The organism is Halovivax sp. (assembly GCA_007119345.1).
Classification (GTDB): domain Archaea; phylum Halobacteriota; class Halobacteria; order Halobacteriales; family Natrialbaceae; genus Halovivax.
This window is the reverse complement of record SKPV01000055.1, coordinates 1-10,913: the sequence shown is the minus strand read 5'-3', so window position 1 is coordinate 10,913 and position 10,913 is coordinate 1. Positions and strand designations below refer to the sequence as shown.

Annotated in this window: 9 protein-coding genes; 6 read left to right on the top strand and 3 right to left on the bottom strand. The window is 68.6% G+C overall.

Going from position 1 to position 10,913, the window contains the following annotated elements; all coding sequences use genetic code 11:
• The first annotated feature begins 277 nt into the window (after positions 1 to 277).
• The 3 genes from QZT59_RS04290 (at position 278) to QZT59_RS04280 (ending at position 1,875) form a co-directional block, all read left to right on the top strand.
• Positions 278 to 634: a four-helix bundle copper-binding protein gene (locus QZT59_RS04290; RefSeq protein ID WP_290811808.1), complete on the top strand. Its 357-nt coding sequence runs from the start codon at positions 278 to 280 to the stop codon at positions 632 to 634.
• 113 nt (positions 635 to 747) lie between these two features.
• A complete protein-coding gene (gene arsN2 / locus QZT59_RS04285) occupies positions 748 to 1,215 on the top strand; it encodes an arsenic resistance N-acetyltransferase ArsN2 (RefSeq protein ID WP_290811805.1) in 468 nt (155 codons plus the stop codon).
• A gap of 387 nt (positions 1,216 to 1,602) precedes the next feature.
• On the top strand, positions 1,603 to 1,875 hold the full coding sequence (locus QZT59_RS04280) for a hypothetical protein (RefSeq protein WP_290811802.1): 273 nt from the start codon (positions 1,603 to 1,605) through the stop codon (positions 1,873 to 1,875).
• Positions 1,876 to 1,949: 74 nt separating this feature from the next.
• Here QZT59_RS04280 and QZT59_RS04275 read toward each other — a convergent pair whose 3' ends face one another.
• From QZT59_RS04275 to QZT59_RS04265, 3 genes are all read right to left on the bottom strand, one after another.
• Entirely contained in the window at positions 1,950 to 2,381 is a 432-nt protein-coding gene (locus QZT59_RS04275) for a hypothetical protein (protein ID WP_290811800.1), read from the bottom strand.
• A 408-nt stretch (positions 2,382 to 2,789) separates the two neighbouring features.
• On the bottom strand, positions 2,790 to 5,003 hold the full coding sequence (locus QZT59_RS04270) for a prolyl oligopeptidase family serine peptidase (RefSeq protein ID WP_290811797.1): 2,214 nt from the start codon (positions 5,001 to 5,003) through the stop codon (positions 2,790 to 2,792).
• A 190-nt stretch (positions 5,004 to 5,193) separates the two neighbouring features.
• A complete protein-coding gene (locus QZT59_RS04265) occupies positions 5,194 to 7,062 on the bottom strand; it encodes a prolyl oligopeptidase family serine peptidase (RefSeq protein WP_290811794.1) in 1,869 nt (622 codons plus the stop codon).
• 409 nt (positions 7,063 to 7,471) lie between these two features.
• Between QZT59_RS04265 and QZT59_RS04260 the strand changes: the two genes are divergently transcribed.
• The 3 genes from QZT59_RS04260 to QZT59_RS04250 all read left to right on the top strand — a co-directional run bounded on the left by QZT59_RS04260 (position 7,472) and on the right by QZT59_RS04250 (position 10,788).
• Positions 7,472 to 8,776: a glycosyltransferase gene (locus tag QZT59_RS04260; protein WP_290811791.1), complete on the top strand. Its 1,305-nt coding sequence runs from the start codon at positions 7,472 to 7,474 to the stop codon at positions 8,774 to 8,776.
• Positions 8,769 to 9,188: a cupin domain-containing protein gene (locus QZT59_RS04255; RefSeq protein ID WP_290811788.1), complete on the top strand. Its 420-nt coding sequence runs from the start codon at positions 8,769 to 8,771 to the stop codon at positions 9,186 to 9,188. Before QZT59_RS04260 ends, QZT59_RS04255 begins: the two co-directional genes overlap by 8 nt.
• Positions 9,189 to 9,276: 88 nt before the next feature.
• Entirely contained in the window at positions 9,277 to 10,788 is a 1,512-nt protein-coding gene (locus QZT59_RS04250) for an aldehyde dehydrogenase (protein ID WP_290811785.1), read from the top strand.
• Positions 10,789 to 10,913: the final 125 nt, after the last annotated feature.

Sequence of the window (10,913 nt, the reverse complement as noted above, 5' to 3'; positions counted from 1 at the left end):
GATGCCGGTGGGATCGGACGAATGCGCTTCCCCGCTGGTTCGGCCTTTGGCGCAGTGACGGAAATCGGCACCTCCAAAATGCATCGGTTGCCGGGCGCTGTCCGGGCGACCAATCGACGTCCGACAGCCCCGGTTCGACGCCGGAACCCGCCTGACCGCCGTGTAAAATCCACCGAACTCCCGGAGTCGCGTTCCACCGAACTCCCGGAGTTGTCTCCGGAGCCGTCGGCACATTCCGGGACCCGTTTTACACGGACGTTCGGCGTACGGATCGGTGATGGCGCTGAAATCGATCGATCACGTGAACGAGGACGACCGCATGGCGGAGTGCATCGACAACTGCTTCGAGGCCGCCCAGGTCTGCGAGTGGTGCGCCGACGAGTGCGTCGGGATGGGCGACGAGGAGATGGCCCGCTGCATCCGGCTCTGTCGGGACGTGGCCGACGTCGCAACCCTGCACGCCCGCTTCATGGCACGCAACTCGGGCTATCACGCGGACCTCGCCGCGACCTGTGCGGACCTGTGTGAGGAGTGCGCCAACGTTTGCGCGAAGTTCGACCACGACCACTGCCAGGCCTGCGTCGACGTCCTGCGCGAATGCTCGAACTCCTGTCGGGACATGGCCTCGGCGTGAGCGGGTGGCGATCGTCGCGAACGAGCGGATGGCATCGACGTGAGCGAGGTTCGACCCGGCGCTGGGCGACGCCCGCACGAAGGTATTTGTCGTTTCCGGTCGTCGGCCGTGTCGTGACGGACGCGTCGCTGTCGCTTCGGCCCGCAAGCCACGACGATGACATAGCACGCGTGGAGGCGCTACTGGGGGCGAACGACCTCCCGTCGGCGGACGTGCGCGCGGGGCCGGCTCGCTTCTTCCTCGCCTCGGTCGGCGGCGAAACGATCGGGTGCGGCGGTCTCGAGCGCTACGGTTCGGACGGGCTCCTCCGATCGATCGTCGTCGAACGGTCGTCCCGGGGGAACGGATACGGCGGCGCGATCGTCGACGCGCTGGAAGCCGAGGCGTCTCGGACGGAGATCGAAACGCTGTACCTGCTGACCACGACGGCGGCGGACTTCTTCGCCGACCGCGGTTACGTGACCATCGAGCGAGCTGACGTTCCGCGAGCCATCGGGGAGACCGACCAGTTCGCCGAGTTCTGCCCCTCCTCGGCCGTCTGCATGCGGACGTCCACGGCGGACGTTGATCGAGGACTGTGACCGTCACGATACGGTGTCACCGGTCACGGACCGACCGACTGGAGCCGGTCCCGGGTGTCGGCCCGAACACCGATGACGGTCTCTTCGAACACTGTTCCTTTCCCACACTTTCCAGTAGGTATATATGGTCGAAACTCCTCTGTTAGATCGGCAACCGCGATCCCCCACCGGTCGTCAGGAACGCGCGAGAGCGGTCGGGGGTGGATCGCGCGGGACGTGGCGATGGAGGCGCGTCGGTCGTCCGCCGCGGCCGCATCGCGACGACGGCGTTCGAACCGCGCGCAAACCGGACGCCCCTAGGGGAATTCCCCCACGTCAACGAAACCGACATGATACGAAACGGGCGACACGTACGCCGCTCGCGGCGGTGTTCGCTAGGGTGGTCTCGTGAGTGACGGGAATCTGAACGGGGAGGGTGACGGATCGACGACCGCGATGGCCGATCCGTCGGAGCTGGCCGACCTCGAGCCGAGCGAGTGGCCCGCCCTCGACCCGGCGGCGTTACGGGAGCTCGAGGACGGCGGGTTCGACGTGAGGGCGGTCCCGGACGAGGCGTTGCCGACCGCCGAGCGGTGTCCGCAGTGTCACTGGCCGGTGTTTCAGGTGACGGTCGTGGGCCCGGGCGTTCGGATCTTCGGGCCGTGTGACTGTCGGCACTGACGCGGCCGCCGGCGGCGATCGTCCACACCCGGGTCGGCCGAGACGGATCATTTTCCCGCGTCGACCGGGACGGACTATTTTCCTACGACGGCCGCGACCTCCTCGGGAACCGGCGTCGGCGCGAGTAACGCTTCGAGGACGTCTTCGGGACGCGTCTCCGCGAGGATCGCCGGCACGTCGAGCGGGCCCCCGAAGCCCTCGTCGTCGGGGAGCAGCGCCCGTCTGGCGGCCCGTAGATCGCCTCTCCCGTCGAAGTAGTGGGTCAGGAGGTTCGCGAACTCCCACGCCGACCGCGCGTCGTCGAACGCGATGACGATCTCCCACGCGCTGGAGGCCGTCCAGACGCCGACGACGAACGCCGACGCGGTATCCGGCGTGAGCCGGACGCTACTGCTCACCGCCACGCGACCGTCGTCCGCCACGACCGCCGGCTCGACGAAGATCGCGTTCTCCCCGGACCGATAGCCGTCCGCGACGTCCTCCCAGTCCGGATGCGGTGAGACCATACAGGGACACTCTCTGCGAACTGAAATATGAACGTTCCGAATACGTTGAACGATCTCATTGGCGGCGATTTTCCGTCGGTGGAGGGCGCCGTCGTCCTGGACCGGCGGATCCGGCTCGTCGCCGGACGCGTCCGGTTCGAAGCGATCGGCCGCCGGTTGGAGCCGGAAGTCCCCCTCGCGGTCGACGTAAACCATGCAGGCGGCGCCTCCCGGTCGCCGGCCTCCTCAAGGGGCGGCCGGTCGTAGACGTCGCGATTCGCCGCGAGGCTCCGGTACCCAGATCCGATCGCCGCGTCCACGTCCGCGCCGGCCCCGCGGCGATCGGGGGCCGGCTCATCGGGCGATCGTCCGGACGATACGGCGCGGATCCCCCTTGACCGCACGCCCGGCGAATCGTATCCCGGGCGGTCACCCGCCGCCGTTCGTCGAGAGATCGAGCGCGGGGAGGTCGTCCGCCGGCTCGAAGCCGAAGACGTCGGCGTAGAACGCGAGTTCCGACTCGAGGGCGCGCGCTCGCGACGCCGCGCGCCGGAAGCCGTGCTGTTCGTCCTCGAAGACCAGGAGCGAGTGCGGGACATCGCTCGCCTCGAGGGCGCCGGCCATCGCCTCCGCCTGCGAGAGCGGGACCACCGGATCGTCCTCGCCTTGCAACAGGAGAACGGGCGCGTCGATGTCGTCGGCGTGCTCGACGGGCGATCGCTCGCGGTAGACGTCTGCCGGTTCCGGGTACGGTCCGACGAGTCGATCGAGGTACCGCGACTCGAACTTGTGGGTCAGCTCCGCCAGCCGGCCGAGGTCGGCGACGCCGTAGTAGCTGGCGCCGGCGTCGACGTCGTCGTGGAACGAAAGCGCCGACAACACCACGAAGCCGCCGGCGCTGCCCCCGCGGACGGCCAGGCGATCGGGATCGGTTCGTCCCGCCTCGGCCAGATGGCGGGCGGCGTCGATCGTATCCTCGACGTCGCGGATCCCCCACTCGCCGTACAGCGCCTCCCGGAACGCGCGACCGTACCCCGTCGAGCCCCGGTAGTTCACGTCCGCGACCGCGAACCCGCGGGAGGTGAAGTACTGCACGGCGAGGTCGAGTTCCGGGGAGGTCGCGCCGGTCGGGCCGCCGTGGGCGAAGACCACCAGCGGCGGTCGCTCCTGTGCCGGCGGTTCCACGTCGGGATTCGTCGGCGCGTAGACGTAGGCGTGGGCCGCCTCCCCGTCGCGGGTCTCGTAGGTGACGTGCGCCGGCGTCAAGAGGAAGGCCTCGTCGATCTCGAGCGTCGTGCTCCGGCGGACCGTCTCCGGCTCGGACCCGGGCGTCACTCGGACGATCCGCGTCGGGGTCCGGGGTCCGCCAGCCGGGAAGACGATCGAATCGCCGTCCGAGCGGAGGTACGGGGAGAACGTTTCGAACGGGAGGTCGACGGCCGTCCGCTTCTCGCCGGAACGCAGTTCGACGCGTTGGCCGTCCACCTCGCCGACGATCGCGGCGATCCGTCCGTCGTCGAGGAAGGCGTACGTCGACATGCCGAACAACCACTGGGGCGCGCCGTAGGAGGCCTCACGCTCGACCACCGGAACGGGATCGCCGGTCGACTCCGCGTCGCCGCCCGGTACGGAGTCGCCGCCCGGCGCGGAGGCGCCGTCCCGCGCGGAGGCGCTCCCCGGAGCGGCTTCACCGTCCGGTGTGGAGTCGCCGTCCGGTTCCGTGCCCGTGCCATCCCTCTCGAGGGGCACGCGGTAGATGTTCCACCACCCGGTCCGATCGGAGACGGCGTGGAGCTCCCCGTCGGGCGACCAGGCGGGCTGGAAGACGGCCTCGGCCGGACCGCCGAGCACCACTCGCTCGTCGGCGAGGGTCCCGTCGTCGGTCACGGTCGCGACGTGCAGCTCCGTGCCGTCCCAGGGCATCCGCGGGTGGTCCCACGTCAGCCAGGCGAGTCGATCCCCGTCGGGCGAGAGGCGGGGCGCGGCGTAGAAGTCGTGGCCCGACGCGATCACCGTCGGTTCGTCGCTGCCGTCCGCCGCGAGGCGAACGAGTTCGTTCGTTGGTTCGTCGGTGCCGCCCGCTCGCTCGTTCGCGCCGTCAGCCTCTTCGCTCGTGCCGTCAGTCCCCTCACTCTTGCCGGCAGTCCCCTCGTTCGCGGCGTCTACCTCCTCGCTCGTGCTGCCAGTCCCCTCGCTCGCCGAGTCGTGGTTCTCCCGGACGCAGTAGAGCGATTCGCCGTCCGGACTCACCGCGAAGTCGGCGTACCGAAGCCCGCGATCGGTCGCCGGCTCCGGCGTGACCGGCTCCGGGTCCCCGTCGTCGCCGACCAGGCGGTAGACGCGCTGGTCGTCGAATCTCGAGTAGAAGACGACGCCGTCTCGTACGGCGAAATCGCCGCCGCCGTACTCGTGGACGAGCGTGCGGACGTCGACGTCCTCGGGGGTCACGTCCGCGGTCGCGTCGCCGTCGGCGCGGACGACGACCCCGCGGCCGCCCTCCTCCGGACGCAGTTCGCGCCAGTAGACCGTCTCGCCGTCCAGCGCGAGGTGCCCGAAGCTCTTGCTGTCGCTCGCGACCATCTCGGCGGTGATCGGCGACGGCCAGGTCCCGTAGGGCGCCGTCGGATCGGATTCGTCGGTCATCGGTTTTCCTCGGCGGCGAAACGGGGCGTCGCCTCTTAGGTGTACGCGGCGGGCGCGCAGCAGACGGGGGTGCCGTCGGCGCCGGTCGGGCGAGCGACCGGGCTCGCCTAGTCGATCGGGGGTTGCGTGCACGTCGTGCCGGCCTCGGCCTCGGTCGTCCGCCGATCTCTGGCTCGGTCGTCCGCCGGCCTCAGGCCCGGTCGTCCGCCGGCGGCTCGTACGGCCTGCTGGTGCCGTCGTCCGGGTATCGCCGGAGGTACTTCGCGAACAGGTCCGCGATGCGGGTGTAGGCGTCGACGACGGTGTCGAGCCGGCCGAACCCGTGGGGCTCGCCGTCGTAGCGCCGGAACTCGTGGCGGACGTCGTGGGTCTCCAGTTCCGCCACCAGCTGTTCGGACTGACTGATCGGCACGCGGTCGTCCTCCTCGCCGTGGAGCACCAGGAGCGGATCCTCGATGTCGGGGACCGTCCGGATCGGGCTCGCCTCCCGGTAGTTCTCGAGGTCCTCGACGAGGTCGCCCAGTTCCCGTTTCATCAGCTGCCAGCCCACGTCGTCGGTGTCGTCGACGAACGTCTCGTAGTCGTAGACGCCGTACAGGGCCGCGCCGCAGCGGAACCGGTCGGCGGTCCCGAGCGCGTTGACGGTCATCAGCCCGCCGCCCGATCCGCCGAAGATCCCGACGCGGTCGCCGTCGATCGCGTCGTAGCGCGCCGCCGCGGCGTCGGCGGCCGCGATCACGTCCTCGAGGTCGCCGCCGCCCCAGTCGTCGTCGTTCGCCATCCGGAACGCGCGGCCGAAGCCGTCGGACCCGCGGTAGTTCGGCCGGACGACCGCGTAGCCGAGGGCCGCGAAGTACGCGGCTCGGTAGTCAAAGTCGAACCCGTCGTAGGTCGTCGGACCGCCGTGGGGATTGACTATCAGGGGGAGGGAGTCCGGATCGGCGTCTCCGTCCGGAAGGTGGATCATCGCGTGAATTTCCAGGCCGCCGGAGTCGTACGTGAACGCCTCGGGTTCGGGGAGCCGATCGGTCAGCCCCGCGGTCGTCGATGGCGTGAGACGCACGCCCGACTCGGCGTCGACGACCGCGGGGGGCTCGGTCGGCGCGTCCCGAACCGCGAGGAGGCGGTCGCCGTGGACGTCCCATCGCGGCCCGCCGTGGACGGCGTCGTCGGTCGCGACCTCCCGCGGGGTCGTCTCGCCCTCGACCGCGGGGCCGTCGACGACCACCTCGTGGACGCCCGCCCGACCGTCGCGCGTCACCGTCACCGCGAGGCGGTCGCCGTCGGCGTCCCAGCGGGGGTCGGCCACCTCGGCGTCGTCGACGGCGTAGAGCCGGACGGGGTCCCCGCCCGGATCGTCGGCGTCGAGCGCGTAGATGGCGTCGAAGCCGGTGCCGTCGTGGACGACCGCCAGTTCGCCCTCGGTTCCGGGTCGCGGACGCGGACAGGCGGCGCGGACGCACTCCTCGGCGAAGAGCGTCTCGACGTCGCCCTCGGCGTCGACGCGGACGACGCTCGCCTGGAAATCGAAGAAGTGGCGGTGGATCGAGCGCGCGGCGACGACCGCGTCGCCGTCCCACCGGGGGTCCCCGTAGAGAAACTCGTCGTCGGCCCGCACGTCGACGCCGGTGCCGTCCGGTTCGACGACCGCGAGGCTCGCCCGCGAGAACTGGTCGGTGACGACCGCGATGCCCGGCTCGCCCCACGCGAGGCCGGCGATCCCGCCGTCCCAGTCGGTCAGCACGTCGACCGACCCGGCCCGGACGTCGACGGTCGCGAGCTCGCACTCGCCGGTGACGACCGCGATCCGATCGCCGTCGGGGCTCCAGTCGAGCCACTGGGCGTCGGTTCGTCCGTACCGCATCGCGATCACGCCCTCGCTGGTGAGCCGCCGATCGTCGCCGTCGTCGAGCACCCACAGATCCGTCCGGTCCTCGCGGTTTTTCACGTAAGCGATCCGTCCGTTCGGACCCGGCGAGGCCTGGACCACCCCGTCGACCGTCGCGAGGTCGGCCAGCAGGCCGTCGAGACCCGTGTCACGTACGTCGCGTCGATACACGTTCCAGCGATTGGCCGCGGGGGTGCATGAGTGTTCGCTCGGGAACCACTCCGGCTATCGCTCCTCGCGTACGTTCGTCGCGAAAACGAACCAACCATGCAACAGGACGAACTCGAACCAATCGCACCGGACGACGCCTCCGAACTGTATCTCGACACGGTATCGAGCGCCGCTTCCTGAACTCGGTATCGACGTTCCGTCGCACCGATACGAGGGAGACGCATCAAAATTCTGTCTGTTGGGAACGATACAGGGCGCAGCGACAAATAGCTACCCGACGCCCGAGTCGAACAAACCCCTTGCCGACGGGTGATTTATGTGGGGAGCGTGTGATTTACACGGACATGGTTTGGGTTGACATGCCTCACCGACTGTTGTCTCGGCGCAAATACGAACAGGGTAGTCGATCATGAGCGGCGCCGAGGCGAAAACGATCGCCTTCTTCCCGGAGGCGGCCTACGGCCCGGCGCTCAATTCGGTCGGGATCGCTCAGGAGTGTCGGAACCGCGGACACGATCCCGTCTTCTTCACCGATCCCTCGATGGCGGAGGTGTTCGAGGAATGGGGCTTCGACACCCACGAGGTGAATCTGGCCGATCCGTCGCTGACGGCCGAGGAGAAGGCCAAGTACTGGGACGACTTCATCAATACGCACATCCCGAACTTCGACAAGGACCCCGCCGACCAGCTCGACAACTACATCGTCGAGTGTTGGGAAGCGATCGTCGACACCGCGATGTGGGCCGAGAAGGATCTACCGGACGTCATCGACGAGGTCGACCCGGATCTGATCTGCGTCGACAACGTGGTCTGCTTCCCGGCGATCGTTCGATCCGACGTCCCCTGGGTGCGAATCACGTCCTGTTCGGAAAACGAGATTCCGGATCCGAACATCCCGCCGTACCTGTCGGGATGTCGGGCGGACGACAGGGCGGGCCACGACGAATTCGAACGGCGGTACCGAGCGGTTATCGAACCGGTCCACGAGGAGTTCAACGAGTTCCTCGCGGACCACGGCGTCGACCCCTACCCGCGAGGGCTGTTCTTCGAACCCTCTCCGTACCTGAACCTGCTGAAGTATCCGGAACGGTTGCGGTGGGAGCGGTGGAACGAGCTGGATCCCGGTCGGTTCCGGTACCTCAACGGCTGCGTCCGCGAGGATGACGAGACCTACGAGGTGCCCGACGTCGGCGATCCGGACGATCCGCTGGTCTACCTGAGTTTCGGTAGCCTGGGCGCGGGCGATACCGACCTGCTGAAACGGCTAATCGGGTTCTTCGAGGGCCGATCGTACCGCGCGCTGATCAACGTCGGCGAGTACATCGGGGAGTACGACGACGGCGAGATTCCGGCGAACGTGGAGATCGACAGCTGGTTCCCCCAGCAGTCGGTCGTCGATCAGGCGGACATCGTCATCCACCACGGCGGAAACAACACGTTCAACGAGTGTCTCTACTACGGGACGCCGGCCCTCGTCATGCCCTACGTGTGGGACGGCCAGGACAACGCGACCCGCCTCGACGAGACCGACCACGGCATCAAACTGCACCGCTCGGACTGGACGCCCGACGAACTCGCCGCCGCGATCGATACCTGTCTCACCGACGACGAGATCCGATCGAACGTGGCGACGACGTCGGCGGACATGCAGGAAACGGACGGAAAGACGAAAGCGGCGAGACTCCTAGAGGAACTCCTCGAGAGCCATGCCTGACGACGATCCGGAACCGGCCGAGCCGACCGACCGCGCCGAGCCGACCGACCGCGCCGAGTCGACGGCCCCGACCGCGAGCGTCCTGCGGGACCCCACCGCGATCGAGGACCTCGACGACTGGGGTCCGATACCGGACACGATCGAGGGGGACTCCCACACCGCGGGGACGATCCTTCACGAGGGGCCTGACGGCGAGTCCGAGTGCGGCATCTGGACCTGCACGCCCGGCTACTGGAAGTGTACGGTCGAGCGCGACGAGTTCTGTCACTTCCTCGAAGGAACGGCGACCTACACCCACGAGAACGGAACCGTGATCGAGGTGGAACCCGGAACCGTCGCGTTCTTCCCCGACGGCTGGACGGGAACCTGCCGCGTTCACGAAACGGTGCGGAAGGTCTACATGTGCCGATAGGGATGAACGAACGCACCAGTACGCCGAGTGGGGTCGGTCGATCGCTCTCCAGCCGATCGCAGCTCGACCGTGGAGGAATCCGATCGCGATGAGCGAGTTCGATCCGTTCGGCCGTCAGGTCTTCGACGGCGGCGCGTATCGCGTCAGCGAGTCGGCCGAGTCGATGGCCGTGATCGACCCCGCGACGGAGCAGACGGTGGGCGACGTCGCCGTCTGCGGCGAGACCGAGGTGGCCGCGGTCACGGACCGCGCTGGCGCGGCGCAGGCGGAGTGGGCGCAACTGGCCCCGCTGGCGCGCGCGTCGCACCTCCACGACGTCGCCGATTCGATCGAATCGGCGGGGTTCGAAGACGCCGCCGAGTTGATGACTCGCGAACACGGGAAGCCCTACCCGGACTCGGAAGGCGAACTCGCGAACGTCGCCGGCGTCTTCCGGTACTACGCCGAGTTGGCCCGCGACGACCAGGGGACCGTCCCCGGCACCACGCAGCCGGAATCGTTCCAGTTCAGCCGGTACTTCCCCTACGGTGTGACCGTCCATATCGTGCCGTCGAACTTCCCGGTCTTGCTCACCGCCTGGACGGTCGCCGCCTCGCTGGCCGCCGGGAACGCCGCGATCGTCAAACCGTCGGAGGAGACACCGCTGTCGACGCTGCGGTTCGTGGACCACTTCCGCGGGCTGCCGTCCGGTCTCGTCTCGTGTCTCACCGGTCGGGGCGAGACGGCGCAGGCGCTGATCCGGTCCCCCAAAATCGACGCCGTCGCGTTCACCGGCGGTGTCGAGACTGGCCGCAAGGTCAGCACGGCCTGTGCCGATCAGTTGATGCCCTGCGTCATCGAGGCCGGCGGCAACGATCCGATGATCGTTTCGGAGAACGCCCCGCTGGAGGTCGCGACCGTCGGCTCGACGACCGCGGCGTTTCATCTCTCCGGACAGGTGTGTACGTCGTCGGAGCGGTTCTACGTCCACGAAGCCGTCCACGACGCGTTCGTCGACGGCCTCGTCGAGATGGCCCGCGAACTTCGCGTCGGTAACGGCCTCGAACGGAGCGAGATCGGGCCGCTCGTCACCGAGGAGGCTCGCGATCGCGTGACTCGGCTGGTCGACGACGCGGTCGAGAAGGGGGCGACCGTCGCCTGCGGCGGCCGCGTTCCACCCGAGCAGGTGACCGGCTGGTTCTACGAGCCGACCGTGCTGACCGACGTGACGCCGGAGATGGACGTCGTCCGCGAGGAAGCGTTCGGCCCCATCGCCCCCGTCCGTTCCGTCGAGAGCTTCGACGAGGCGTTGACCGAGGCGAACCGATCGGAGTTCGGCCTCGGCGCGTCGGTGTTCACCACCGACCTCGAGGAGGCCATGCGCGCGTACGAGACGCTCGAAGCCGGGATGGTCTGGATCAACAACCCGATGATCGACAACGACGCCATCCCCTTCGGCGGCTGGCACAACTCGGGGATCGGCCGCGAACTCGGCCGCGAGGGGCTGAACGCGTTCCGGCAGACGAAGATGGGGGTTATCGACTGGGATCCCACCGTCCAGGACTGGTGGTATCCCTATCCGGAGGGGTGGTTCTACAACACCGAGAGCCGGCGGTTCTAGGCGGTTCCCTCGATCGTCGCGTCAGCGACGTTCCAGTACACGTCGTATCCTCGATCAGTCGAATAACGCTACGATAGTCCCTGGCGCGCTCGATGACTGCGACTCGCTCCTGCGCCGCTTCGGTG

Coding starts and splice junctions, on each gene's coding strand:
- QZT59_RS04290 (WP_290811808.1), top strand. CDS start 278: ATGGCGCTGAAATCGATCGATCACGTGAACGAGGACGACCGCATGGCG.
- QZT59_RS04275 (WP_290811800.1), bottom strand. CDS start 2,381: ATGGTCTCACCGCATCCGGACTGGGAGGACGTCGCGGACGGCTATCGG.
- QZT59_RS04270 (WP_290811797.1), bottom strand. CDS start 5,003: ATGACCGACGAATCCGATCCGACGGCGCCCTACGGGACCTGGCCGTCG.
- QZT59_RS04260 (WP_290811791.1), top strand. CDS start 7,472: ATGAGCGGCGCCGAGGCGAAAACGATCGCCTTCTTCCCGGAGGCGGCC.
- QZT59_RS04255 (WP_290811788.1), top strand. CDS start 8,769: ATGCCTGACGACGATCCGGAACCGGCCGAGCCGACCGACCGCGCCGAG.
- QZT59_RS04250 (WP_290811785.1), top strand. CDS start 9,277: ATGAGCGAGTTCGATCCGTTCGGCCGTCAGGTCTTCGACGGCGGCGCG.